The sequence below is a fragment of the Rhodococcus sp. P4_E4 genome (genome assembly GCF_056401575.1).
This window is the reverse complement of sequence record NZ_JBFUJB010000002.1, coordinates 130575-155306: the sequence shown is the minus strand read 5'-3', so window position 1 is coordinate 155306 and position 24732 is coordinate 130575. Positions and strand designations below refer to the sequence as shown.

Genomic DNA, 24732 nt, shown 5'->3' with positions numbered 1-24732 from the left:
ATGCCCGCTTTTTACAACCTCACGCATATTTTGTGGAGCTTTTCCGTCGGGTCATCCCGTTCTGTTGTTCGAAGATGGCACGATCGTGGCATGGCACCAACCGGCTCCGCGAAGGCGATGGCACTGTGGACCACCGCTTTTGTTGTCTCACAAGCAAACATTGCGCGTTTACTCGGGCCGGTGGCTCCTAAGGTATTGGAAGTGCAGACGGCGTTTTCCGCTCGTCGGTACCTCGAGATCTTGGACTCCATGGATGCGGAGGCCACGGCGCGATTTCGTAGTCACTACTACCCGGACTTCGTACATCCCGCGATCTACGCGATGGCTTTGCGGTCCGCAGGCAAGCGGCTCGGAGAGCGGGTTCCCCTTTCGGCCGCAACTCGGCGTGCGCTTGCCGTAGCGCCGGTGCTGTCGGCGGCGGGCGATTATGTCGAGAACGTGGTCGGCCTCCATTTCCTCGATCATCGCGACAGCATCACCGACTCGAGGGTTCGCGCCGCCTCGACGGTCAGTATTGCCAAATGGGTACTCGCACTCGGAACTTTCGGATATTTGTCGCAGGGTTTTGTCAGAGTATGGGTATCGCGAAAATGAGGAGCACTGATGGCAGTCGAACTCGGTACCGAATACTTCGCTGACGGAGACGAGTTCCGTCGATGGCTGTGCGAGAACCACGAGGCGGTCCCCGGGCTTTGGCTGAGAATGGCCAAGAAGACCTCGTCACACAGTTCGATCGACTACGACCAAGCGTTGGACGTTGCCCTGTGCTTCGGCTGGATCGACAGCCTCTCCCGGCGAATCGACGACGATTTTTTCGTGCAGAAGTTTTCGCGTCGCACTGCGCGGAGTCCGTGGTCCAAACGCAACGTCGAGATAGTCGCCCGCCTTGACGCTGCGGGACTTCTCGAGCCATCCGGCATCGCTGAGATAGAGAAGGCCAAGGCCGACGGTCGCTGGGATCGCGCGTACGAGGGAGCAGCCAAGGCCGAGGTCCCGACGGACTTTCTCGATGCGCTTGCGGAAAACCCGCAGGCTCGCGAGTTCTACGCGACGCTCAATTCCACGAATCGATTCACCATCGCGTACCGACTGCAGGAGGCAAAGCGTCCGGAGACACGCGCCAGGCGGATCGAGAAGTTCGTGAACCAACTCGCGGAGGGCAAGAAGTTCTACTGAGCTGACTGGGATGGCTGATCGACTTTCAACGTGGCTGACACAATAGGGCTCGTGATCGAAGCCGAGACCTGTTCCGCGCTGTCTGCTGTTGACGAACCGTTGGCAGGCAGCGCTGCCGTCGTGCGGGGTTGGGTATGCCTCGAATTCAATGCCGCTTGGGGTCGTGACGTGCTGGACGGTACGGCCTTGGGGGAGGAGCTTGCCGCCGAGCTGAGTCGGCGAGCTGATGCTGCCGACGTACGAATCATGTTCATTCGGCGACCAGGCCGCACCGATCCGCTGACTGATGGGCACACGGTCTTGCTCGCGCGCTCCGATCCGAGCGACTCGTGGTGCGAACGGTTGCGCATCGATTCACCGGCTGATCTGCTCGACATGGATTTCGCGCTACTCGACGGCCCTCGACCAGGATTGGGCGAATCGGTGGACGAGCCAGTCGTCTTGGTTTGTGCGCACGGTAAGCGGGACCAATGCTGCGCTGTGTTCGGCAGGCCGATTGCCGCAGCGCTGATGTCGTCCTTCGGACCCCAGGTGTGGGAGTGTTCGCATACTGGCGGGCATCGATTTGCGCCGTCGATGATCCTGCTGCCGAGCGGCAATACGTACGGCCGTCTGTCCGCTGGTGAGAGTGTCACGGCCGTGGAGGTGGCTTCCCGAGATCAGGTCCATTTGCCAGGCCTGCGTGGACGGAGTTGCTGGTCTCCTGCGGGGCAGGCTTCGGAAGTTGCTGTACGACAACAAATCAGCTGCGGAATCGACGATTTGGCTGTCATCGAGCAGGCCAGTGACGGGACATGCGTCGTCGCACATGTGGACGGACGGCGGTGGGTGGTCGAGACGGCGGTCTCCGAACTCGCGCCGCGTCCACCGAGTTGCGGCGCGGCGCCCAAACCGGTCAGGCCAGTTGTCGTCACGTCGATTCGAGAACTGTGATTCCCTCGTCGGTTCCATACGATCAGTCTCGATGAATGCGATCACATGGGCCGGCAGGTGGCGCAGAGGATACGGACTCCATCAGATCCACAGTCTGCTGGCGTGACAAGCGGATTCGGGACTTAGGGCAGCGGCGGTTCGGTGGAATGGCGGCACCGTTGCAGGTACGAAGTAGCATCGCAGCTATGACTGTCGATCTGGTTGCACCTGACGAGGCCTTGTGGGCGTCTTGGTTGGAGTCGCGTGACGAGTGGGGCGGACCGCAGGTGGACCAGCCCGGTTCGGCATTGGGAGTTGCGCAACGTCTAGATCTCGATCTTGCCTCCCGGGATGGATTCGGGCAGTGGGTGCAGGAGTTGTTGGCGCAGCCAGAGGCAGTGCCGGGGCCCGACATTGTCCCGGCAACCAACTGGTGGATCGTTCGAGACGGCAGGTATCTCGGCGCTATCCAGTTGCGGCACAGCTTGAATGAGTTCTTGGCCGATGTCGGTGGTCACATCGGCTATGGGGTCAGGCCGTCGGAACGCCGGAAAGGTTTAGCGTCGGCTGCTCTGCGGGAAGTGCTCACGTATGCAGGCGACCCGGTGGGGCTCAGTCGCGTCCTGATTACCTGCGACGAAACGAACGCGGGTTCACGTAAGGCAATCGAAGGGTGTGGTGGTCTACTCGACAGCGTGCGCCCAGCTGATCAGTTGTCGCGCAACCTCGGTCATACGGGGGATACGCTTCGCTACTGGGCAGTCACGGGCCGGTCAAGCGTCAGTTGACCGATGTCTGACCGTCAACGGGAAGCCACGGTCGCAGGGTAGGCGACACGGGCAGCGATGCTTTCGCTGAGGTCTTGGATTTCTGCGGCGAGGGTATCGCGGCTCTTCGTGTCCGACTCGTGAACGAATGTTGTCGATCCCAGTGTGGCGCCGCAGTATTCGATGATGCCGCGCTCGATCTGTGTCCGGAAGGCCTCGTACACACCGTGGCGTTCGAAACTTTCCGCGTCGTCACCCGCGACAGGGATCAGGTGGACCGTGAGTCGGTCCAGTTTCTTCACGAATTCGCTTCCCGGGGTGAACTCGTACGCCCATCCGCTGACGAAGACTCGATCGATCCAACCTTTGAGTAGTGCGGGCATCGACCACCAGTACATCGGAAACACGAGAATCAGATCGTCTGCTCGATCGATTCGGTCCTGCTCGGCTACAACGTCGGCCGGGGGAGTCCCCTTGCCGCGGAACAGGTTCACATCGGCTTTGGAGAATCGGGGATCGAAATTCTCGGCATGTAGGTCCGCGATGTCGACATCGCCGCCCAGGTCGCGGATCGCGTCGGCGGTAGAACGGGCGACAAGCTGGGTAAGTGACTGTGGATCGGAGTGGGAGACTACGACGAGTGTGGTCATGAGCGTTCCTTCGGTAGATGGTGCGCTTATGTACTAAGAGTAGGTTACTATTGGTATATAGCGCAAGGAGGTGTCCGATGGCACGAACGAGACTGTCGCGAGCCGACAGGTACGAACAACTCGTGGAGGTGTCGTGGGCACTGGTGCGAGAGGAGGGCGCGGATGCGCTGACCCTCGGCCGGTTGGCTGAACGTGCCGGCGTTGCAAAGCCGGTCGTCTACAGCCATTTCGCCTCCCGCGCTGCGCTGTTGGCGGCCCTCTTCAAGGAATTCGACGATCGTCAGACGGTGATGCTCGGGGAATACCTCGAAGCTGCGGAGGAGTCTGTGAACGGGCGGGCGAATGCCATCGCCGACTCCTATGTCGGATGTTCACTGGCACAGGGGCGTGAACTGACGGGAGTGCTTGCAGCGCTGGAGGGCTCGCCCGAGCTGGAGCAGGTCAAGCGCGAGTCGGAACGCGCCTATTCAGAGCGTTGTCGCGAGGTGCTGGCTCCTTTCAGTGCCGACGGGCTTGGACAATCATCGATGACTGCGATATTCGGTGCTGCAGAGGCCCTCTCGCACGCGGCGGTCGTCGGAGTGCTCTCGCCCGAGGGCGCCAAAGGTGAACTTGCCGCGCTGATCGTCGCGGTTGTCGGCAGGCCATCACTGACTGGGTAGTGCGGTGCAGCCGTGATCTCATCGCCTACAGGTGCCCATCCAATTCGAACCGCTCACGCACGGAGTCGGATGTCGCCGCCAGGGTGCTGACGAACGCGTCAATGGCAGGAGCGAGCGGAGGTTTCCCGAAGGTTGCGACGGAGACAGTGCGTCGCTCGCCGCGAATGCGGTGTGCGCGGATACCCGGGTTCTGATGTGCATGGAGAGCGAGGGCGGGAAGGGTGCTGACTCCGCTTCCGGAGGCGACCAGCGCTTGGACCGCGACGTAGTCGTCGGTCTCGAACTCGATCCGTGGAACGAACCCAGCTCGATTGCAGGCGGTGAGAAGGTGGGCGCGGCAGCTCGGACAGCCTGCAATCCAGGTCTCACCGGCGTAGTCCGTGATCTCGTTGGCGGCATCTGCATTCCGCGCAGAGGTGATCAGGTACAACGGATCGTCCAGCAACGTCGTTAGGGTGACGTGCTTCAGCCCCACATCCGGGGTATCCGCGTGTGCGAAAACGACAGCTACGTCGACGTCGTTGTTACGAAGCATTGCAAGTGCTTTGGGTGGTTCTGCATCAACGAGGCTGATGGACACGTCGGGGTACTGGGACGTGAACGCTGCCATCGCCTGCGGAATCAAACTCGCCAGGGCTGACGGGAATGCGGCAAGTCGTACCCGCCCCGCCCTCAGTCCCGCGTACGTTTCGACTTCGGCTACGGCAGCGTCGACGTGACCGAGAATTTCCGTGGCGCGCCGAACCAGTACCGCACCGGCATCCGTCAGACGTAGCCCACGACCGGCTCGCTGGAACAGCGGAACTCCGACTTCCGATTCGAGCTGTCGAAGGTGGTGACTGATGGAGGGCTGCGCGTAACCGAGCGAATCGGCGGCGGCTGTCACCGATCCTTCCTGCGCGACAGCGACCAAGACCCTCAGCCTAATTAGATCGAGCATGACGAAATCATAGAGGATTTCGATGCTTTCGACGAAAACATGTATTAGACCTATGAATCAGTGTTTGACAGGGTGATCCACATGGCACAGGCACCTGATCTCGCGGCAACAACCGGGCTACAACCACCCACATGGGCGGACATTCAGCGTGCAAGTCAGGTTGTCCGACGCCACCTACCGGTCACGCCCCTGATATCGCACCCGACCTTGGGAGCGGGCTCGTGCAGCCAGTTGTTCGTCAAACATGAGAACGTGCAACCCACAGGTGCGTTCAAGGTCCGCGGTGGACTGAACCTGGTGGCTGGACTCGATGAGCCGACGCGGGCCCGAGGCATCATCGGCTACTCGACGGGAAATCATGCTCAGTCCCTGGCGTATGCCGCAGCGGATGCGGGCGTGCGGTGCGTAATTGTGATGCCGGCTGGGGCGAATCCGGTCAAGGCTCACGCTGTCCGCATGCTTGGGGCCGAGCTCATCGAGCACGGCGCAAACTTCGACGAGGCACGCGCTCACGCAGAGTTCATCAGCGAACGTGACGGACTGCGTCTCGTCAGCGCCGCCAATGAGGCGGCAATCCTCGCCGGTGTTGCCACGGCGTACGTCGAACTCGTCGAGCAGCAGCCAGATCTGGACGCAGTGGTCGTCCCCGTCGGTGGTGGCAGTGGTGCGGCGGCCGCTTGCCTCGTCGCCAGTGCGCTTGCACCGCACCTGGAGGTGTTCGCGGTGCAGTCGGAGGCCGCACGAGCGGCGCACGACTCGTGGACTTCCGGCACCTGTGTCGAGCGCCCGAACGCCACTCGTGTCGAAGGGCTCGCGACCGGGGCCGGATTCGCATTGACTCAACGCGTCATGCGAGAACGGCTAGGTGGTTTCTTGCTCGTCACGGACGATGACATCACCCTCGCGCAGCGGGCTCTCCTTTTCGACGCACACACTTTGAGTGAGGGCGCCGGTGCGGCCGCACTTGCTGCGGTCTACGCACATCCGAACACCTTCGCGGACAAGCGCGTTGCTGTTGTCTGCACGGGCGCCAATGCCTCCGAGAGCGAGATCCGCAGGGTCGTCAGCTAATTGATCTCGCATTCGGAACAATGTGCAGTGTCAGCGAACTGACGGAAAGCCGAAGTACTGTGTGCCAATGACTTCACCCCGAGAAAAGTCACGTACTCTCAATATTTGCGCACTCATGCTGGTCGTCGGTGTTCTTGGATTGATCGTGAGCTTCGGAGTGGCCTCACGTTGGGGGTTCCCAGCGTCCGCATCGGAGCTTTGTAGATCAAGTTCGTATGGAATCGGATTACTCGAAGAAACAGGATGGGCCTGGATCCCGTTTCCCATAGCCTATTGCAAGGCAGTGGATTTCGATTCTTCCGCGGTTTACTTCGCCCTCGGATGGGAAAACTCGATCACTGCCGCAGTATCGATCGCACTCATCGCCATGGCTCTGAAACTCACTTGGGGTGCAGGAGTTCAGTGATGCTTATATGCCCGGCCTTGGGTTCGTTCGGAAGGCTGACCGGCACAAGCCCCATGCTTTCCCGACGCTCGTTGACCGAAAAGACGTACTGGGCAAATTCAGGTTTGACGTGCACGTCCGGAAACCGTGCGCGAAGTTCGCCCACGATCCGATAGCCCTCGTCGTACCAGTCGAAAACGTTGATCCCTGGACGCCACCTCGGTCGCATCGCGAAGCCGTCGATCTCGGTCACAAAGAACTTTTGGAAGCGATCAGTCCACGCCAGTATCTTCTCTCCGAGTTCGTCGTCGATCCCCATTTGGCTCGGGAGAACGTATGCCTGCGGGAACCGTTGCGGCGGGACGACAATCAATTCCTTCGACGGCCATAGTGAACTGGGATGGCCATGGTCAGGATAGATTCTGATGACTAGCACTGCAGATCCCTTGCGGTGGCCAACACGCTACGAGGCGAAGTCACACCACCGGTCACCAGTGCGTTCCGGGCACGAGTCGGGCGGCGCGTCGGCCGAGTTTGCGGATGCGCGAGCGTGAATGGCGCTGACGCGACGGTGTTGCCGAAACGTCTGACGTAGTTTCTTTGTCTACCTGCCCCTTTGCCGCCGGGGAGTCAGGGAAGGCCTGGTACATCTGGTTGAGAATCCGGTCCTTGGTGTGCGGTGCGAACAAGGTTCCCAGATCACCCAGAGTGCCCAGTGGCACGTCGATGCGCTTGGGGCGTTCGATCAGCGCGCGGATCACCATTGCCGCAGCCTTTTCCGGGCTGGTGATCGGGCCGTTGTTGTATTCGCCGGTCGGAGCGATCATCGGCGTTTCGACCAGCGGCATGTGGATGGTCGTGAAAGTGATTCCGTCCGCCAGGGTTTCGGAGGCAGCTACGTCGGAGAAACCGTCGAGGGCGGCCTTGCTCGCCACGTAGGCCGAGAATCTAGGGGTTGCCGCCTGGACTCCCGCGCTGCTGATGTTCACGATGTGACCGAAGCGGCGAGAACGCATGGTGGGCAACAATGCGAGCACCAATCGCACAGCGCCGAAGTAGTTCACGGCCATCGTTCGTTCGTAGTCGTGGAAACGATCCGTGGAATGGTAAATGCCGCGCCGAATGGATCGGCCGGCGTTGTTCACCAACATGTCCACGTGATCATGTTCTGTCAGAATGCTTTTGATCGTGTGCTGGACCGACTCGTCGTCGGTGATGTCGCAGGGATAACCGAACGCTTTGCCTCCGGTTGATCGAATCTCCTGTACCGCGGCATCGAGTTCGTCGGTGCGGCGTGCGATCAGGAGAACTGTGGCGCCTTTCTGGGCGGCGGCGATGGCAGAGGCCTTGCCGATTCCGGACGAGCCACCGGTGATCAGGACTATCCGACCGACCAGTGGTCCTTCGGGATGGTTGCGACGTGCGCGATTGGGATCGAGGTTTGCGCGCCAGTACTTCCACAAGACCGTCGAGTAGGAGCCGAACTCGGGGACCGTCAGGCCTGATCCGGCGAGGGCGGCAACGGTTCTCTCGGAGGTGAAGGTCGGCGCCATCGTCATGTTGTCGAGCAACGCTGCAGGCATGCCGATGCGATCGAGGAAGACTTTTCGTGCCGATTCTGCCGAGTCCATCGGCAATGGCGAGACAAAGGGTTTGGCGATCACGCCCGGCAGGCTGAGCGCGGGCCGCGGCGCTCCGGCGGCCTTGGCGAGGCCGGCATAGATTTCGCGTACCGGTTGAGGTTTCGGATTGACGAGATGGAATGCTTCGCCGTCACGGCCGGGCACATGCATCAACTCGACGAGGGCAGCGGCCACATAGTCGACCGGCACCACGTTGGTCGCCCCGAGGTTGGGGATCGGGACAGGTAGTGCTGCAGGTAGTTTCGCGAGTAGCGTCAGACCTGGGAACAAGTAATACGGTCCGTCGATCTTGTCCATCTCTCCGGTGACGGAGTTGCCGACCACGGCAGACGGCCGATAAACACGCCAGGTGAGGCCTTCTCGTTCTCGAACGAGCTTCTCGGCCTCGAACTTGGTTCGGTGGTACGGCGTCGGAAAGCCTTGGCCGCAATCGAAATCGGTCTCACTGAACGTGCCCGGATAGTCGCCTGCGACTGCAACCGATGACACGTGATGAAGGGTGGCTCCCAGCTTTGCAGCAAGTTCGACCACGGAGCGTGTGCCCTCGACATTCGTCGAAGCCTGCTCGTCTCCGGCCGTGATGTCGTAGATCGCGCCGAGGTGAAGGACATGGTCGGCCGGCGGGGGAGAGTCGATGCCCAGCTCGGGCTCGGTCAGATCGCCAACGAGCGGAAGCACTCGATCGCCGCCGGGAATTGCCGACACCTGTGCTTCGAGTTTTGCGACAGAACCCGCTCTGACCAGCACGTGGATTTGAGCAGTTTCATCATGCTCGAGCAGGAGCGGTAGTACAGCTCGTCCGAGGAACCCGGTACCGCCAGTGACGATGTATGTGGCCATGGTCGGTAACTTACTCCAAAGTAAGATCGACGGCTAGAGGGAACCGGACATCAGTGCGTCATGACGCCATCCTCGGTGTCGAAGTCGATGCCCGCAGTGATGATTCCCGAAAACAGGAACGCGACGGCAAGTGCAAGAGCGGGGATTGCAAGGATCCATTCGAAAATTGTCATGCTCCAAGTCTGACGAAATCAGCTTCGGAGAACATCGCCCTGCGGAGCGATTTAGGCGATCGGGCAGTCATCCTCGAGGACGACTGCCCGATCAGGGAAATCCACTAGTGCGTGATCAGTGGCCCGAAATCAGTGGCCGATGCCGACCTTCGCGTGAACTTTTTTCATCCAGGCCGGAGCCCACCAGTTCGCTTCGCCCATCAACTTCACCAGCGAGGGCACGAGCAACATGCGGATGATGGTCGCGTCGACTATCAGCGCGACGATCATGCCGACGCCCAGGAACTTCATCACCGACAACCCGGACATCGCGAATGCCCCCGTCACCACGATCAGGAGTAGGGCGGCGGCCGTCACGATTCGGCCGGTGCGTTCGGTTCCGAACTTGACTGCTTCCTCCGTCGTCGCTCCCGCGTTCTTGGCCTCGACCATCCGGGACATCAGGAAAACCTCGTAGTCCGTGGACAATCCGAACACCACCGCCAGGATGAGCACGACGAACGTCGCCTCCAGCGGAGTTTGACTGACCCCGAGGAGTTCGACGCCGTGACCGTCCTGGAAGACGAAGGTGAGGACTCCGAAGGTGGTCGCGAGGCTCAGCGCGGCCATCAGTACCGCCTTGATGGGCAGGACCACCGAACCGAACGCGAGGAACAACAGGATCAAGGTGGATCCGACCATGATGAGGATCATCACCGGCAACCAGTGCAGGACGGCGTTGTTGCCGTCGTCGACCATGGCTTGACCGCCACCGACAAGCAGCACTGTTCCGTCGGGAGCGGAGATCGCACGCAGATCTGTCACTGCGGTGCTCTGTGATTGGGGCGTAGAGCCCTCGCTGTAGAGAGCCTGAACCGCGATGAGTTGATTGGTGCTCGCGACGACGGTCGCCTGACCGATGCCCTCGACCTGACCGGCGGACTCGGCGATCGCTGCACCTTCGGCCGGGGTGAGAGTGTTCCCGTCCTCGGCCTGAAGGATCATCGTCGCGCCGTTGCCGGTCTGCGGGAAGTCGTTGACCAACGTGTCCATTGCGACGCGAGCGGGGTCGTTGTCCGGGAGTGCGGTGTACGAGAGTTCTCCCAAACGGGCACCGAGCAGCGGCGAGGCCATCACGAGCAGCACGGCCACGATCGTCACCGAGACCGCGACCGGACGCTTCATCACCCACGTGACGACGCGGCCCCAGAACTTGCGCGAGCGTTCCTCGCCGCGTTGCGCCGCATCCTTGCGCCACGTCAGGGCGTTGATGCGATGCCCCAGAATGGCAAGCAGCGCAGGCACAGCGGTCAGCGACAGAACCGCCGCGCTCAGTACTGCTGCGATCGCACCGAAACCCAAAGACCGGATGACGGCCTGCGGGAAAACGAGCATGCCGCTGAACGCGCAGATCAGCAGCAGACCCGAGAACATGACGGTGCGACCCGCGGTCAGAACTGTCCGCTGCGCAGCCGCTCCCGGGTCCGAGCCCGAATTCAGTTCTTCACGGAACCGACCGACCACGAACAGTCCGTAGTCGATTGCAAGTCCCAACCCGAGAAGAGAAGCGACGTTGATCGAGAACGAAGACACATCGGTGATCAGCGTGAGGACTCGCAGAACCGCCAAGGCGCTCAAGACACTGAGTACACCCACGAACACCGGAACCGCCGCAGCGACGACGCCGCCGAAGATGAAGACCAGCAGCACCAGAGTGATCGGAATGGCGATGGCTTCGGCGACCACCAGGTCTTTCTCCAGCTTGGTGTTGAACGCGACGCCGACGACGGTGTTACCCGCGAATTGTGCCTCGGCACCTTCAACTTCGAGCTTCGGCAAGAGATCGGCGAAAGTAGCAGGTGTGACGCCCGAGTCCGGTGCCAACGTGATCGCAACGGCCGCCATGGATCCGTCGTTCGAGAGCAGACTGGCCTTGGCCGCGGCGTCCGTTCCCCAATACGACTTCACCGACGCGGTCGGCACTTCCGTTTTGAACTGGTCGACGGCGGCCGTCACTGCCGGCCCGATGTCGTCGAGGGTCTTACCGTCTGTGGGTGAGTAGATCGCGATGATGTCCGGGGTCTGCGGTCCGAGATTGTCTTCGATGATGTCCGCAACCTTCGCGGAGTCGCTGCCCGGATCGATGAAGCCGCCCTGGCTGAGCTTGCCGAACACTCCGAGTCCCCACACCCCACTGATGAGAACTATCAGAACCGCGAGGCTCAGTACCCACCATTTCCGGGCGACGACGGTTTGGGCCCAGCGTGTCATGTATCAACTCCGGTGTGTGGGGGCGTCTGGCCAGATCGACTGTAGTGGGCGTTTGGTCTTGAATCGGAAACGTCATGCATACTGCTCGAAGCACTTGCAAGCCACGTGTGTGGGGGAAGCCGGTCCGAATCCGGCGCTGACCCGCAACGGTAGGTCGATTCTCGGTAGTCACCGAGCGTCGGCAAGCCCGATTACCCACCGCGCGGTGTGCGACATCCATTCGTCGTGGTCTACGAAAAGGAAGTCCAGCAGGAGCTCTGGCCGAGTATCAGTGTGCGGGCGGAGTTGTCTGTCGGATTCTCATTCGTGGCTCAGAGCCCTTACGAGGTCCCCGTGTCACTTCAGTTCTCCCCGTCCCGCGCCGCCGCTGTTCTCATCGCGGTCGCCTTTGTTTCGGCAGGTTGTTCCAAAGGCCAGGAATCAGAGTCCGCGTCTGCTGCGGAATCCTTCGCACAGGCTGTGTCCGTGACCAACTGCGATCGAGAGATGACCTTCGACTCGCCGCCGCAGCGCATCGTGTCTTTGAACGGGCATGTCACCGAGGCGCTCATCGAAATCGGTGCGGGTGACCGGATCGTCGGTCGGGCGTACAGCGACAACCCGCCAACTGCGGAGACCGCCGATGTATTCAACAAGATTCCCAGCCTCTCCGATACGTTCCCCAGCATGGAGCAGGTCCTCGACGTCGATCCGGACTTCGTGGTCGGAGGAATGACCAGTGCCTTCAACGAGAAGCAAGGCCGTTCCCGAGACGCTTTCGGCGAGCGCGGAATCAACACCTTCCTCTTCTCGGAATACTGTGGCACCGGTTTCCCCGACATCGGATTGCTCGAGAACGACTACACGCAACTCGGTCGAGTCCTGGGCGTCGAAGATTCCGCCCGCGAGGTCGCAGAGGAGATCAGCGATGGTCTCGATTCCGTCCGCGCTTCGGTCGGAGACGCGGCGCCGGTACCGACCTTCTTCTACGACAGTGGTGACCAGGTTCCGACGACTATCGGCGGAGTCGGCGTCGGTCAATTGGTCGCGGAATACTCCGGCGTCTCGAACATCTTCGCCGAAGGGACAAAGCCCTACATCGACGCATCGTGGGAAGCTGTTGCCGAGCGTGCACCCCAGGCGATCGTGGTCATCGACTACGGAGACAAGACCGCCGAGCAGAAGATCGACTTCCTCCGCGCCCAGCCGTTGATGGCGACCACCCCTGCTGTGCAGCAGAACCGGTTCGTCGTGGTTCCTCTCGCGGACCTGTTCGAGAGTTCACGGTTGGTGCGTTCGGCACAGACCATCGCGACGGCCTTCCATCCGGGCGCTGACGCGGCGAAGTGACCCGCACGCGTTACGGGTACGGCGCCCTACTTGTCGGCTTGGCGGTCGCCTTGGCGATCGTCCTGGGGTTGGCCGTCTCCTTGGGATCGGTTCGCATTCCCGTCGGTGACGTCTGGGCGATAGTCGGAGCCCGTTTGGCGCCAGGGACTTTCGAAACGTGGTGGACCGCGGCGCGGGAGTCGATCGTGATCGACTCCCGCCTGCCACGTGCACTCACGGCTGCGGTCGTGGGTGCTTCCTTGGCGATGTCGGGTGCTGTTGCTCAGGCTGTCACACGGAATCCTCTTGCCGACCCGTATCTGCTCGGAGTTTCGTCGGGTGCGGGATTCATGGTGGTGCTCGTCTCGGTGCTGGGTTTCGGCGCCGGCCTCCTCGGGGTTTTCACGATTCCGGTCGCAGCATTCGTCGGGGCGATGATCCCGTTGTTTCTCGCACTGCTGATCGGCGGCCGGTATCCGCAGCCGACCGCGATCATTTTGGTGGGTGTAGCGCTCGCCCAGATATTCTCGGCGCTCATCACCTTTTGCATCCTGGTGTTGGCCGATGATCGGCACGTGACGTCGGTGATGCACTGGATTGCCGGCGGATTCGGTGATGCGCGATGGTCGACGCTGATCTTCCCGACGATCGCACTGGTCGTCGTCGGCACAGCCCTTCTGTTCAGTTCGCGGTGGATGGACGTCTTGCAGACCGGTGACGACGGGGCTGCTGCACTCGGTATGAACGTCCGGCGGTTCCGTGTGTTGTCCTTGCTTGCGGTCTCCGTACTGGCGGGCGCGGCAGTCAGCGTTGCCGGTGGAATCGGATTCATTGGCCTCCTGATCCCACATCTGGCCGGTTTCATCGTCGGCACCAGAGCAATTCGACTGCTCCCTGCTGCAGCCCTTCTGGGCGCCGTCGCGATGGTTGCCGCGGATACCGCTGCGCGCTCGGTGGCACAATCCACCGAAGTTCCGGTCGGAGTGATCACCGCCCTCGTGGGTGCACCGATCTTCGTCTGGATGCTTTACCGGCAGTATCGGAGGCTCGAACAGTGACGCAGACCAGAACAGTGACACAGGCCAGAACAGAGACACTCCCGAAGGACGCCGAAGCTGCGCCTCTGCTCGAACTCGTCGAGACCCGGGCGCGGCTTGGCAACCGCGAAGTCCTGCGCGGCATCACTTTCGCGGTGACGTCCGGTGAAATATTGGGCTTGGTCGGACCCAACGGCAGTGGCAAGACGACGGCGCTGCGCTGCTGCTACAACGCTTTGACTCCGACAGGTGGCGCAGTTCTGATCGATCAAGCCGACTCGACGACGCTCTCGCGTAAGGACATCGCCAAAACCATCTCGGCGAGCGTCCAGGAACCTACTGTCTCGGCAGGACTTTCGGTTCGTGAATCGATCGCGCTCGGACGAACTCCGCACCGTAGCTGGTTGGACCGAAGCACTGAGCGAGATACCGCCATCGTGGACCGGTGCATCGAGCAGGTTGGTTTGGTCGAGCTTGCCGGACGCGACGTGTCCACCCTGTCGGGTGGTGAGCGGCAACGTGTCTCGATAGCGCGCGCATTGGCTCAGCAGCCCAAGGTTCTGTTGCTGGACGAGCCGACCAATCATCTCGATCTTCGTCACCAGTTGATCGTGATGGAATTGCTCGCCGAACTTGCGTCGGCGGGGCTCGCGGTTGTGGTCACGATGCACGATCTACGGTTGGCAGTCGAGTACTGCGACAACCTTGCCGTGCTCACCGAAGGTGAACTCCGCGCGTGTGGGTCTACGGTCGAGGTGTTGGACGAGCCGTTGTTGGCCGAGGTTTTCGGCATCAAGGCGCGAGTCGAACGCGGAGTACGTCCGCGGATGGAGATATTGGGGCTGGCATGACGGAATCGGTAGCCGGGATCTACGCCCGTATGGCATTAGCGGTGCCGTTCTTCGACAACCTGAGCGCGTATCCGGATACGGTGCCCGCGGTGTTGATGACCGACCCCCAGTGGTTGGCAGCACGTGTCGCTGATACGGCCGAGCGATGGGGGAGTGCGGACAGCCGAGTGAACGGCACATTGTGGTGGTACTCGGCCAGTTCCACGCTGACTGGCATTCCGATCGGAACCGGAATGGTCACCGGGTTCGCGGCCGATCCATCGTTGAACGGTGGGCGGATCTTCTTGCGTGACAACGGCTATCTGGGCGGGTTTGCTGCCGGATCGGTCATTCCGATCTCGCGGAGTGTGGCGGAGTTGGGCCACGCGATGCTCCGCTCACTCAGTCCCGTGATCGAGGTACTCGCCGAGGTGTCCGGCGTTCGGCAGCAGGCGCTGTGGGCGATCGCGACGGACTCCATCGCCAATCGCAGCCTCGACGCCGCCGGTAGCGCGAGGGAGCGCGGAAGTGCATTTGCTGCTGGTCTGATCGATGTTCTCCGCGGTGAGAACCCGGGCATTCCCGTCCCGCGTTTCGTCGATGTCGACCGCAATGAAAGTGTTGTGCGCGTTTCTAATCCGTTGACACCGGTGGCATCCGGGCGACGCAGATTCACGCAGCGCGCGTCGTGCTGCCTGATTTACGAGGTGCCCGGTGAAGGTAAGTGCACCAGTTGCCCGAAGCGCGCACCCGAAGACCGGGTGCGCGCCTTGGCTGCTCTGGTGTGACTGGACCCAGGCTTTTACCGGGTCGGGTCAGTGAGCTGCGACCTTGGAACGGTCGAGTCCCAGCGCGTCGGTCATCGTGAAGAACAGGTCGGTCTGGTCCGTGAGGCCGCTGACATTGGCCGCGTGGGGACCGAAAGCTGCTACGCGCAACTGAGTTCCGGTATGCCCTTCGGATTCGACGGCCGGATCTTCGGACGTTCCGTAGCTGATCGTCATCTCCGAGCCGTCCTTCGTGGTCAGCTTGCGGGTCAGGCCGGGGTAGACGATTTCCTGGGCGCGCTCGACCGGGATGTTCTGGTCCTTGGCGATGGTGGCGATGTCGTCTGCGCTGACGTTGGTGACGATCTGGCTGGTGTGAGCGTGGTCGGCTGTGACGATGACCAGGGTTTCTCCGTCGGTCTTCGCAAATTCGAGTGCCTTTTGCACAGCTTCGTCGAGGTCGACGGTTTCACCGATCTGACCGCACGCGTTGGCTGCGTGGTCTTGCTTGTCGATCGAGGCACCTTCGACCTGGAGGAAGAATCCGTTGTCGTTGACCTTCAGTAGGTCGATTGCCTTCTGCGTCATGTCCGCGAGCTTCGGTACGTCGGAGGTTCGCTTGGGGTTGTCGACGCAGGTTTCGGCGGGCTGCAGGTAACCGTCGCGGGTGGCGACAGAGCCTTCCCAGCGGACGGGCATGTTGCCGTCGGCGAACAGCCCGAGCACGGGTGCGTCCTGATCGGCCTTGCCGACCTCGTTCATCTCGGCGGCATTCTTCACCAGCTGGTAGCCACGAGCGGCAGCTTGCTCGTTGAGGGTCTTGCCCTGCCAGTCACCGGCTTTCGCGGTTTCAGCGAAGGACTTGGCGCCGCCGGCAAAGGTGACGTCGGCGCGGGTGTCGAGGAGCTGTTCGCTGATCGATCCCTTGCCGCCGTTCTCGATGGCGTTCTCCGGGCAGGACTTGGACGTCGCCTCGGGTCCGTAGCACTTGCGGCCGCTGACGTGCGCGACCTGCACTGCGGGGGTGGCGTCCTGTACCTCGGCGGTGGAGACGTTGCCGGTGGCCTTGCCGTTCGCCTTGGCGATCTCGAGGACGGTCGACTGGGCCTGCCCCTTGATGTCGACGGAAATCGCGCCGTTGTAGGTCTTGGTGCCGGTGGACCATGCCGATCCACTGGCAGCGGAGTCGGTGACGTAGTCGGGCTTGCCGTCCTTGGTCAGCGCGTAGTGCGTGTACTGGCCGGTGATCGGCAGGGCGTCGAGGCCGGCGAAGCTGCCAGCAGCACCCTCGGCGTAGTTGCGCGCGGCGGTGATCTCCGAGTCGCCCATGCCGTCCCCGATCAGGAGGATGACGTTCTTCGCGCCGGAAGCGTTGACGGCGTCACGCACTGCAGCCGACTGATCACCGTCGATGCGGCGAGCACCACCGTTCGAGGACAGTTCGCCGGTCGCGGCGCGATCGACGGTCGTGCCGTTCGAACCTGTTGCCTCGTCGGCACTGCTGCTGCAGCCGGCAGCGGCCAGAACGGCGACGGCGCCGGCGACGGCCGTCAACCTACGTGTGTTGCGCGAGAACGACATACGAGTAGTACTCCTGGAAACAGTATGGATGGAGATTATGAACGCCGCTAATGATCTGGGGCCAAAGTGAACGGAGTGCAGACATGCGTACATCTGAATGTGACGAGACGGTGAGGGTTGAGATTCGCTCTGTTGACTGCGGGTGAGTGACCTGTCAGACTGAATCTGCATCGAACATCAGTTCGATGTATGTGGTGCGTCTTCCCTTTCGGCATCCTCGAGCAGTCGGTCGTCCCGTGACGGCCGGCTCGATCAGGTGCGAGGTCAGTGTGGGTTGGGGAAATGGGCCGCCGACGTGGTCCGAGATGGAACGGGTGCTGTCCGGACGGCCAGGCCGCGTGGAACACGAGGATTTGTTCCCGGGCGACGGAAGTGACAGTCCCGCCTGGTCACGAAAGCGCGGCGAGTATCACGCAGGCGAACTCACTCGTGGCACCGGCGTGGTTCCTTACGCAGAACTGCACGCTCACTCGGCCTTCAGCTTCCTCGACGGCGCATCACCGCCGGAAGAACTGGTCGAGGAAGCTGTGCGTCTCGGGCTCGAGGCGATTGCCGTCACCGATCACGACGGGTTCTACGGCGTGGTGAGGTTTGCGGAGGCTGCGCGTGAATGGGGAATGCGGACCGTGTTCGGGGCCGAGTTGTCGCTCGATTCGGTACCCAGAACTGGGACGGCAGATCCCGGTGGAACGCATCTTCTGGTACTTGCCCGTGGGCAGGAAGGATATCGCCGTCTTTCGCGGGAGATAGCCGCCGCACATCTGGCGGGCGGTGAGAAGGGCAAACTGCAGTACAACTACGACGCGCTGACCGAAGCCGCCGGTGGGCACTGGCAGATCCTGACCGGGTGCCGCAAAGGTCATGTGCGGCAAGCCTTGACGTCGGGTGGTCGCGAAGCCGCGGCGGAGGCCTTGCAGGATCTGGTCGAGCGTTTCGGGGCGGAGCGAGTGTCGGTGGAGCTCACTCATCATGGGTTGGCGGAGGACGACGAGCGCAATGCCGTTCTTGCAGAACTGGCGAGAGAACGTGGACTACGTACGGTGGCGACCACCGCCGCACACTTCGCCGCTCCTCCGCGTCGACGCCTCGCCATGGCAATGGCAGCTGTGCGGGCGCGTCAAAGCTTGGATGAGGCAGCTGGATGGTTGGCTCCGACCGGCGGAGCACACCTGCGGTCCGGCGCGGAGATGGCGACGCTGTTCTCGCTCTATCCCGAGGCTGTCAGTGGTGCCGCCGATCTTGGTCGTGAGTGCGCTTTCGATCTCAAGCTCATCGCGCCCAAATTGCCACCGTTCGACGTTCCTGCCGGGCATACCGAGGCGTCGTGGTTGCGTGAGCTGACCATGGTCGGGGCGCTGGAACGCTACGGACCCCCGGAAGGTGCACCGAAGGCATACAAACAGCTCGAACATGAACTTGCCATCATCGAGGGATTGAACTTTCCCGGATACTTCCTGGTCGTGCATGACATCGTGTCGTTCTGCAAGAACAACGACATCCTCTGTCAGGGAAGGGGTTCCGCTGCGAACTCTGCGGTGTGTTACGCGATCGGCATCACCAACGTCGATCCGGTTCGCAACAAATTGCTGTTCGAGCGGTTTCTTGCGCCCGAGCGCGACGGCCCACCGGATATCGACGTGGACATCGAGTCGGATCGCCGGGAAGAGGCGATCCAGCACGTGTACGCGAAATACGGGCGTACGTATGCCGCGCAGGTAGCCAATGTCATCACCTATCGAGGAAAGTCGTCGGTGCGGGACATGGCCCGCGCGCTTGGCTTTTCGCAGGGCCAGCAAGATGCGTGGAGTAAGCAGGTCGGCCGGTGGGGTGGTATCGACAAGAATGCGGATACCGATATTCCGCGTCCGGTACTCGAACTGGCGGCGCAGATCGAAGGCTATCCACGGCACCTCGGTATCCACTCCGGCGGAATGGTCATCTGTGATCGTCCCATCGCCGACGTTTGCCCGGTGGAGTGGGCGCGGATGGCCAATCGCAGTGTCCTGCAGTGGGACAAGGACGATTGTGCTGCCGCTGGGTTGGTCAAGTTCGATCTACTCGGGCTCGGCATGCTCTCGGCTTTGCATTACATGATGGATCTGGTGGCCGAACACAAAGGCATCACAGTCGATTTGGCGCATCTCGATCTGTCGGAAACAGCGGTGTACGAGATGTTGCAGCGGGCAGATTCGGTAGGGGTGTTCCAAGTGGAATCACGTGCGCAGATGGCGACACTGCCGCGTCTGAAGCCTCGAAATTTCTACGACCTGGTGGTCGAAGTCGCGCTCATCCGTCCCGGGCCGATTCAAGGCGGATCAGTCCATCCGTACATCCGCCGGCGCAACAAACTCGAACCTGTGTCCTATGACCATCCGTCGCTCGAGAAGGCACTCGAACGCACATTGGGGGTTCCGTTGTTTCAGGAACAGTTGATGCAGATGGCCGTCGACGTTGCGGGTTTCACGCCGTCCGAGGCCGATCAATTGCGTCGGGCAATGGGATCGAAACGTTCCACCGAGAAGATGGAGCAACTGCGAGCGAGGCTGTACCAGGGCATGCGAGACCTACATGGCATCGGCGACGAGGTTGCCGACCGAATCTACGAAAAGCTGTACGCATTCGCTAATTTCGGGTTTCCGGAAAGTCATTCACAGAGTTTTGCCGCACTGGTCTTCTACTCCTCGTGGTTCAAGCTTCATCACCCCGCCGCGTTCTGTGCCGGGCTTCTGCGAGCGCAGCCGATGGGTTTCTACTCACCACAGTCCCTGGTCGCCGATGCGCGCCGGCACGGAGTGCAGGTACACGGTGCAGACATCAATGTCAGCCTCGCGCATGCCACCGTCGAGGCAGGTGGATTCGAGGTTCGGCTGGGACTGGGGGAAGTGCGCAACATCGGCGATGCGCTCGCCGAGAAAATTGTCGAACAGCGCGACCTCGGTGGACCGTTCACGTCGTTTCTCGATCTGACCGGTCGGGTGGAACTGACTACCGCGCAAGCTGAATCGTTGGCGACTGCCGGCGCGCTTGCCAGCTTCGGCATCTCGCGTAGAGAAGCGCTGTGGGCTGCGGGCGCTGCGGCAGGGGAGCGTCCGGACCGCTTGCCCGGTATCGGTGCGTCGGTCACAGCTCCCACCCTTCCCGGCATGAGCGACGTCGAATTGGCGGCAGCGGATGTCTGGGCGACAGGAGTATCTCCCGACACGTATCCGACACAGTTTCTTCGCCCACAGCTCGACGCGCTCGGCGTGGTGCCGGCTTCGAGGCTGCTCGACATCCCGGACGGCGACCGTGTGCTGGTAGGGGGAGCGGTCACACACCGGCAGCGTCCGGCCACAGCTGCGGGCGTCACGTTCATCAACCTCGAAGACGAAACCGGCATGGTCAATGTCGTGTGTTCGGTGGGGTTGTGGGCAAAGTACCGAAAACTGGCAAATACGGCGCCGGCGTTGCTTATTCGAGGAAAGGTGCAAAATGCGGAAGGCGCTGTCACTGTCGTGGCAGACCGGATGCAGCTGATGGATCTGCGAGTCACAGCCAAGTCGCGAGACTTTCGCTAATGCCCGATTCTGCTCGGAGTTTTGTGCCGAGAGGACAAATGTGGAGCTCAACTCTGACCTCCGAGCATATGGCGCGGGTCACAATCCCTGCCTAGGGTTGTCGCTTGAGCGGCCATCGAATCGCCTGGCACGGCCACGACCAGTGGCCTCGCTGGTGAATATTGTCGCCTTCCAAACATGCTGAATCCAAAGCACTTCGAGTTGAAGAGGAACTCCATGAGCACAGCGATTCTCGTCGCACACGTACACCCTGCCGATCCGTCTTCGGAGGACGCGTTCAACCGCTGGTACGACGACGTGCATATTCCGCAGGTCGTCGAACGAGTGCCTGGAGTTGTCTCCGCCTCCCGATTCTTCCTGGCGGATGTGCAGTTGCTGCCCGAGGATGCATTGCCCGCGCGCCGCTACCTGAGCATCTATCAACTCGACACGGAAGATCTCGCGGGCACGGCGCAGGCGTTGGGAAGTGCTTTGGGCGACGGGACTCTCGACATGTCCGAGGCCATCGCGACTACCGGCGACACCGGACCCGAATTGCTTTTCTACGTCCCGACCGAGAACTGAAGGGGAACGCTGACATGTCCGATCTTCTCGCGAACAAAGTTGCAATTGTCACCGGCGCAGGTGCCGGAATCGGCGCCGCCATTGCCCGGGCATTCGGGGCGGAGGGCGCGAGCGTCGTAGTCTCCGACATCAACGGTGACGCAGCACAGGCAGTGGCGGACTCGATCGACGGAGCTATCGCTGTCACCACTGATGTCACCGACGAACAGCAGGTCAAGGATCTCGTCGCCAGGGCGGTCGACGAGTTCGGCGGACTGAACGTCGTAGTACCCAACGCCGGCATCGCCACCACGACTCCGCTGATCGAGACCTCGTTCGAGGACTGGCGGAAAGTCATGTCGGTCAACCTCGATGGAGTGTTCTTGACCGTCCGTCATTCGCTACCCGCGCTCGTCGCATCCGGAGGCGGTTCGATCGTGAACATCTCGTCGATCTCGTCGACCACCGGGTCGCCGTTGATCGGTAGCTATGCCGCCGCCAAAGCAGCAGTTCGCAATCTCACCGAAACCCTGTCAGCCGAACTTCGCTTCCACGGAATCCGAGCCAATGCCCTGCTACCCGGATTCATCGACACAGACCTGGTCAAGAGTCACCAACAGGATTTCGAGAACGCACTCGGCCTCGAGTCCGGCGGCTTCGACGACCTGATGGTCACGAAGCAAACCCGCTACGGCCGGACCGAGGAAGTCGCCGCCGCCGCAGTGTTCTTTGCGAGCGACCAGTCGTCGTGGTGCAACGGCAGCAGCCTGGTTCTCGACGGAGGGTTCACGGCTTCTCTCCTTTGAGCAGCAGAACCTTTCCGAACGTCACCCGAAATCGTCAATCGTGCGAGGATCCACACCATGACCAACCGCGCTGTATACGTACTTCCGCCTGGAGGATTGAACAACCTCGACTTGAGGACGATCGAGACGCCAGCGCCAGGTGCGGGTGAGGTGACGATCGCGATCCGCGCGAATTCGCTCAACCACCACGACTACCTCGTGGCGACCGGCGAGATACCGACCGACGGCCCTCGCATTCTCTTGTCCGACGCAGCGGGCGAGGTAGTTGCCGTCGGCGACGGCGTCACACAGTTCGGGGTCGGGGACCGTGTGATGAGCACCTATCTGCCGCATTGGCGCAGCGGTGCACCGGATTTCGACGGATTCGGAAATTCACCCGGTGACGGCGTCGACGGGTTCGCCCGTGACACCGTCACCGTGCCGGTATCGGCAGTGACGTCGATGCCGCGAAACTACACGTACGAAGAAGCCGCTACCTTGCCCACTGCGGGCTTGTCCGCGTGGCGTGCATTGTTTGCCGGCGTCCCGATCATCCCAGGTTCGTCGGTGTTGATTCCCGGGACCAGCACGGTAGCGCTGTTTGCCGTCCAGCTTGCCAAAGCTGCTGGAGCTCAGGTGATCGCAACCTCGTCGGCTCCCGACAAGATGGCTCGATTGACCGAGCTCGGTGCCGATCACGTGGTCAACTACCGTGAGCGCCCGGACTGGGGATCGGAAGCGATGCGGCTCAGCGGCGGGATCGACCTTGTGCTCGACGTGGGCGGGCCGTCCACCCTCGGTCAATCTCTGTCGGCAGTCCGACCAGGTGGCCGGATCTGCGCGCTGGGCATCATGAACGGCCCGTCGTCGTCGATCGACCTGACTTCGCTACTGACCAAACAGGTCACCATCGAAGGTGTTCTGGTGGGCAGTCGTGCACATCAGGAGGAGATGGTTGCAGGGCTGGAGAGCCTCGCGCTTCGTCCCGTCATCGATTCGTCGTACCGTCTGGACGATCTTGCCGAAGCGTTCGAGCAGCAGAAATCCGGGCAGGCCTACGGCAAGATCGTCATCACAAACCCTTGATCGCTTGCCGGTCCCAATGGGGATCGGTGAGGATTTCCGCCGAGTCGCCGACAAACGCACGTCCGGCAGTCTGGTCGCCGCTGAGGGCGAACCTCAGCCACGCGGTCAGGTAACCCCGGAATCCTTCGCCGTCGGCGGCCCAATTGTGGCCGACGCCAAGTAGTCTGCCCCGGACCGCCGGTGCTGCGGTTTTGTCGAAGTACTCAGCTTGTGGATCGGCGGTGGAGACCGGATCGTCGGCGCCGGTCATGAAGAACGTCGGCCCGGTCAACTTCGCCACGTCGACGACATCGACAGGTCGCGAAGCCCACCACGGGTCCGGCAGGTCGAGCACCGCAGTGGCGGTGATCAGATTCGCCGACTGAGTTGCAGCGTTGATCGCGCCGCCTGCCCCCTGGGAGTGCCCGACCGAGGCGATGTTGTCGGTATCGATCCTCTGGTGAAAAATGCTCTCAGCGTTGGTGTTCTGATCGACGAGGTACTGAGCGGCACCCAAGATTTCAGTACCGTCGCCGGTCACACTGCTGTCGGCCACCACAACAACAAAACCCCACGACGCAAAGTGTCGGAGGAGGGCCTCGTACTCTTCGAACGTCGCGTAGCTGCCGTTGCCGAACGTGATGACGGGATGCCGCTTGCCATCAGCGGACAAGTCGGCTGGGTAGAACAATTGGTATCCGGGAACCGAATCGGCAGCCACCTCGTGCGCACCCTGGGCTGCGTACAGATCGCTGATCGACTCCGATGCGATGGATTCGGTAGTCGCGGCTTCGGGAGCGGCCGGAACCCCCGCACTGGCGTGTGTGACGGCACCCGATAGTGCCAGAACAAAAGATGCGGTCACGACGGCGATCGAATGTGTGGTCCGAGAAGGCATGGGTACAAGTATGTCTTGTACCCATGCGATCAGTCAGGCCGAGACGCGCGCGGGCTGCTCTTCGCCGACCCGGCCGCGGATGAAGAAGATGGCAACTACGCCGAAGGCGACCAGCACGACAGTGAGCAGTGTGGCGATCGTGGTGGCTCCGCTGGCACCCGTCGTCACCGAGGTGTCGAGCCCGCCGGTCGAGAGAATGGTGGTGGGGTCGGTGAGGCCGTGCAACACGATTGCGGCCCAGATCGTGCCCGTCACGCGCATGGTCAAGTACATGCACATTCCGAATCCGAAGGTGTAGACGACGGTGGCAAGGACTGTTGCCAGTTCCATTCCCGCGATGAAGTTCACCGTGTGCATGAGTGCGAACAGTAGGGACGACACAACAGCGACGAAGCGTTCTCGGTGGCCGGCATCACGAAGCATCTTCACTGCAATACCTCGGGTGACCAATTCCTCTGCGAGACCGACACATACACCGAGGGCGATCAACGAGACGATTTCGCCGGCCGACCACGCGCTCCAGTCGGTTCCGGCCAGGTGGGCAGCGATGGCGGCAACGACGATAATCGGCCCGATCCACATCCAGCCGCGTCCGCGTACCGGTTGAGGACCGAAGATACTGCTGAGCCAGCCGACCTTGACCGTGAAGATCAGCAACGCAACTGCACCGATCGCGATGGGCAACATGACGCCGAAGATGATGCTCGAGGCACTCGAGACCACGTTGTCCGTGTCGATCTGGTCGGCGAAAACACGCGAGATCACCTGCCCGGCGGCAAGGTAGAAGACCAAATAGGCAACGATGAGAAGGAGCAACTTCCACAAAGTGGGTCGACTCCAAAAACCCGACTTTTCGGGAACAGTATTGGTCATTGTCAGATCGTAAAGGCAA

At 61.6% G+C, this 24732-nt stretch carries 23 protein-coding genes and 1 riboswitch; of the genes, 14 read left to right on the top strand and 9 right to left on the bottom strand.

From position 1 onward, the window contains the following. Positions 1-90: 90 nt before the first annotated feature. The 4 genes from AC1DVN_RS03675 to AC1DVN_RS03660 all read left to right on the top strand — a co-directional run bounded on the left by AC1DVN_RS03675 (position 91) and on the right by AC1DVN_RS03660 (position 2876). Positions 91-594, top strand: coding sequence for a hypothetical protein (locus AC1DVN_RS03675; protein WP_019747618.1), 504 nt, complete (start codon positions 91-93; stop codon positions 592-594). A 9-nt stretch (positions 595-603) separates the two neighbouring features. Next, on the top strand, positions 604-1176 hold the full coding sequence (locus AC1DVN_RS03670) for a YdeI/OmpD-associated family protein (protein WP_019747619.1): 573 nt from the start codon (positions 604-606) through the stop codon (positions 1174-1176). 30 nt (positions 1177-1206) lie between these two features. Further along, positions 1207-2109 (top strand): sucrase ferredoxin, encoded by a 903-nt coding sequence (locus AC1DVN_RS03665; protein ID WP_019747620.1) that lies wholly within the window; start codon positions 1207-1209, stop codon positions 2107-2109. 185 nt (positions 2110-2294) lie between these two features. Then, complete coding sequence (locus AC1DVN_RS03660) at positions 2295-2876, top strand: GNAT family N-acetyltransferase (protein WP_021332472.1); 582 nt, start codon at positions 2295-2297, stop codon at positions 2874-2876. A 14-nt stretch (positions 2877-2890) separates the two neighbouring features. Here AC1DVN_RS03660 and AC1DVN_RS03655 read toward each other — a convergent pair whose 3' ends face one another. After that, complete coding sequence (locus tag AC1DVN_RS03655) at positions 2891-3505, bottom strand: NAD(P)H-dependent oxidoreductase (protein ID WP_019747622.1); 615 nt, start codon at positions 3503-3505, stop codon at positions 2891-2893. A gap of 77 nt (positions 3506-3582) precedes the next feature. Between AC1DVN_RS03655 and AC1DVN_RS03650 the strand changes: the two genes are divergently transcribed. Further along, on the top strand, positions 3583-4167 hold the full coding sequence (locus AC1DVN_RS03650; RefSeq protein WP_019747623.1) for a TetR/AcrR family transcriptional regulator: 585 nt from the start codon (positions 3583-3585) through the stop codon (positions 4165-4167). Between the two features lie 25 nt (positions 4168-4192). Here AC1DVN_RS03650 and AC1DVN_RS03645 read toward each other — a convergent pair whose 3' ends face one another. Further along, positions 4193-5107, bottom strand: coding sequence for a LysR family transcriptional regulator (locus AC1DVN_RS03645; RefSeq protein ID WP_020906961.1), 915 nt, complete (start codon positions 5105-5107; stop codon positions 4193-4195). Between the two features lie 81 nt (positions 5108-5188). Between AC1DVN_RS03645 and AC1DVN_RS03640 the strand changes: the two genes are divergently transcribed. After that, on the top strand, positions 5189-6178 hold the full coding sequence (locus tag AC1DVN_RS03640) for a threonine ammonia-lyase (protein WP_029537872.1): 990 nt from the start codon (positions 5189-5191) through the stop codon (positions 6176-6178). Between the two features lie 380 nt (positions 6179-6558). Here the strand turns inward: AC1DVN_RS03640 and AC1DVN_RS03635 are convergent, their stop codons facing one another. The 4 genes from AC1DVN_RS03635 to AC1DVN_RS03620 form a co-directional block, all read right to left on the bottom strand. Continuing rightward, positions 6559-6999: a hypothetical protein gene (locus AC1DVN_RS03635; RefSeq protein WP_020906963.1), complete on the bottom strand. Its 441-nt coding sequence runs from the start codon at positions 6997-6999 to the stop codon at positions 6559-6561. 52 nt (positions 7000-7051) lie between these two features. Then, a complete protein-coding gene (locus tag AC1DVN_RS03630) occupies positions 7052-9046 on the bottom strand; it encodes an SDR family oxidoreductase (RefSeq protein ID WP_477993454.1) in 1995 nt (664 codons plus the stop codon). A gap of 50 nt (positions 9047-9096) precedes the next feature. Next, entirely contained in the window at positions 9097-9219 is a 123-nt protein-coding gene (locus tag AC1DVN_RS03625; RefSeq protein WP_019747629.1) for a hypothetical protein, read from the bottom strand. A gap of 129 nt (positions 9220-9348) precedes the next feature. Further along, positions 9349-11469 (bottom strand): MMPL family transporter, encoded by a 2121-nt coding sequence (locus tag AC1DVN_RS03620; protein ID WP_019747630.1) that lies wholly within the window; start codon positions 11467-11469, stop codon positions 9349-9351. A gap of 69 nt (positions 11470-11538) precedes the next feature. After that, positions 11539-11686: riboswitch (cobalamin riboswitch) on the top strand. Positions 11687-11802: 116 nt separating this feature from the next. Between AC1DVN_RS03620 and AC1DVN_RS03615 the strand changes: the two genes are divergently transcribed. From AC1DVN_RS03615 to AC1DVN_RS03600, 4 genes are read left to right on the top strand one after another with little or no spacing between them, the layout of a single operon-like run. Then, the gene (locus AC1DVN_RS03615; protein WP_029537874.1) at positions 11803-12798 is read left to right on the top strand and encodes an ABC transporter substrate-binding protein; all 996 of its coding nucleotides are present in this window, start codon (positions 11803-11805) and stop codon (positions 12796-12798) included. Further along, a complete protein-coding gene (locus AC1DVN_RS03610; RefSeq protein ID WP_029254959.1) occupies positions 12795-13835 on the top strand; it encodes a FecCD family ABC transporter permease in 1041 nt (346 codons plus the stop codon). Before AC1DVN_RS03615 ends, AC1DVN_RS03610 begins: the two co-directional genes overlap by 4 nt. Continuing rightward, positions 13832-14665, top strand: coding sequence for an ABC transporter ATP-binding protein (locus AC1DVN_RS03605; protein WP_019747633.1), 834 nt, complete (start codon positions 13832-13834; stop codon positions 14663-14665). The genes AC1DVN_RS03610 and AC1DVN_RS03605 overlap by 4 nt, the downstream gene beginning before the upstream one ends. Continuing rightward, complete coding sequence (locus tag AC1DVN_RS03600; protein WP_019747634.1) at positions 14662-15432, top strand: (2Fe-2S)-binding protein; 771 nt, start codon at positions 14662-14664, stop codon at positions 15430-15432. Before AC1DVN_RS03605 ends, AC1DVN_RS03600 begins: the two co-directional genes overlap by 4 nt. A 27-nt stretch (positions 15433-15459) precedes the next feature. On the opposite strand, the gene phoA is transcribed toward AC1DVN_RS03600, so the two are convergent. Continuing rightward, positions 15460-16992 (bottom strand): alkaline phosphatase, encoded by a 1533-nt coding sequence (gene phoA, locus AC1DVN_RS03595; RefSeq protein ID WP_019747635.1) that lies wholly within the window; start codon positions 16990-16992, stop codon positions 15460-15462. A gap of 269 nt (positions 16993-17261) precedes the next feature. Between phoA and AC1DVN_RS03590 the strand changes: the two genes are divergently transcribed. From AC1DVN_RS03590 to AC1DVN_RS03575, 4 genes are all read left to right on the top strand, one after another. Beyond that, positions 17262-20549 carry an error-prone DNA polymerase gene (locus AC1DVN_RS03590; RefSeq protein ID WP_024487466.1) on the top strand — a complete coding sequence of 1096 codons (3288 nt, stop codon included), beginning with the start codon at positions 17262-17264 and terminating at the stop codon, positions 20547-20549. Positions 20550-20765: 216 nt separating this feature from the next. After that, the gene (locus AC1DVN_RS03585) at positions 20766-21113 is read left to right on the top strand and encodes a hypothetical protein (protein WP_007727425.1); all 348 of its coding nucleotides are present in this window, start codon (positions 20766-20768) and stop codon (positions 21111-21113) included. 14 nt (positions 21114-21127) lie between these two features. Further along, complete coding sequence (locus tag AC1DVN_RS03580; RefSeq protein ID WP_019747637.1) at positions 21128-21898, top strand: glucose 1-dehydrogenase; 771 nt, start codon at positions 21128-21130, stop codon at positions 21896-21898. A gap of 57 nt (positions 21899-21955) precedes the next feature. Further along, a complete protein-coding gene (locus AC1DVN_RS03575) occupies positions 21956-22963 on the top strand; it encodes a zinc-dependent alcohol dehydrogenase family protein (RefSeq protein WP_019747638.1) in 1008 nt (335 codons plus the stop codon). On the opposite strand, the gene AC1DVN_RS03570 is transcribed toward AC1DVN_RS03575, so the two are convergent. Continuing rightward, entirely contained in the window at positions 22950-23840 is an 891-nt protein-coding gene (locus tag AC1DVN_RS03570; protein ID WP_019747639.1) for a poly(ethylene terephthalate) hydrolase family protein, read from the bottom strand. The two genes, AC1DVN_RS03575 and AC1DVN_RS03570, sit on opposite strands and share 14 nt — an antisense overlap. Before the next feature lie 33 nt (positions 23841-23873). Further along, positions 23874-24713 (bottom strand): CPBP family intramembrane glutamic endopeptidase, encoded by an 840-nt coding sequence (locus AC1DVN_RS03565; RefSeq protein ID WP_019747640.1) that lies wholly within the window; start codon positions 24711-24713, stop codon positions 23874-23876. Positions 24714-24732: the final 19 nt, after the last annotated feature.

Excerpts from the sequence above, each read along its gene's own strand:
- AC1DVN_RS03630 (WP_477993454.1), bottom strand. The coding sequence starts at position 9,046 with ATGGCCACATACATCGTCACTGGCGGTACCGGGTTCCTCGGACGAGCT.
- AC1DVN_RS03580 (WP_019747637.1), top strand. The coding sequence starts at position 21,128 with ATGTCCGATCTTCTCGCGAACAAAGTTGCAATTGTCACCGGCGCAGGT.
- AC1DVN_RS03675 (WP_019747618.1), top strand. The coding sequence starts at position 91 with ATGGCACCAACCGGCTCCGCGAAGGCGATGGCACTGTGGACCACCGCT.
- AC1DVN_RS03585 (WP_007727425.1), top strand. The coding sequence starts at position 20,766 with ATGAGCACAGCGATTCTCGTCGCACACGTACACCCTGCCGATCCGTCT.
- AC1DVN_RS03625 (WP_019747629.1), bottom strand. The coding sequence starts at position 9,219 with ATGACAATTTTCGAATGGATCCTTGCAATCCCCGCTCTTGCACTTGCC.
- AC1DVN_RS03570 (WP_019747639.1), bottom strand. The coding sequence starts at position 23,840 with ATGCCTTCTCGGACCACACATTCGATCGCCGTCGTGACCGCATCTTTT.
- AC1DVN_RS03565 (WP_019747640.1), bottom strand. The coding sequence starts at position 24,713 with ATGACCAATACTGTTCCCGAAAAGTCGGGTTTTTGGAGTCGACCCACT.
- AC1DVN_RS03650 (WP_019747623.1), top strand. The coding sequence starts at position 3,583 with ATGGCACGAACGAGACTGTCGCGAGCCGACAGGTACGAACAACTCGTG.
- AC1DVN_RS03600 (WP_019747634.1), top strand. The coding sequence starts at position 14,662 with ATGACGGAATCGGTAGCCGGGATCTACGCCCGTATGGCATTAGCGGTG.
- AC1DVN_RS03670 (WP_019747619.1), top strand. The coding sequence starts at position 604 with ATGGCAGTCGAACTCGGTACCGAATACTTCGCTGACGGAGACGAGTTC.
- AC1DVN_RS03575 (WP_019747638.1), top strand. The coding sequence starts at position 21,956 with ATGACCAACCGCGCTGTATACGTACTTCCGCCTGGAGGATTGAACAAC.
- AC1DVN_RS03640 (WP_029537872.1), top strand. The coding sequence starts at position 5,189 with ATGGCACAGGCACCTGATCTCGCGGCAACAACCGGGCTACAACCACCC.
- AC1DVN_RS03645 (WP_020906961.1), bottom strand. The coding sequence starts at position 5,107 with ATGCTCGATCTAATTAGGCTGAGGGTCTTGGTCGCTGTCGCGCAGGAA.
- AC1DVN_RS03660 (WP_021332472.1), top strand. The coding sequence starts at position 2,295 with ATGACTGTCGATCTGGTTGCACCTGACGAGGCCTTGTGGGCGTCTTGG.
- phoA (WP_019747635.1), bottom strand. The coding sequence starts at position 16,992 with ATGTCGTTCTCGCGCAACACACGTAGGTTGACGGCCGTCGCCGGCGCC.
- AC1DVN_RS03620 (WP_019747630.1), bottom strand. The coding sequence starts at position 11,469 with ATGACACGCTGGGCCCAAACCGTCGTCGCCCGGAAATGGTGGGTACTG.
- AC1DVN_RS03655 (WP_019747622.1), bottom strand. The coding sequence starts at position 3,505 with ATGACCACACTCGTCGTAGTCTCCCACTCCGATCCACAGTCACTTACC.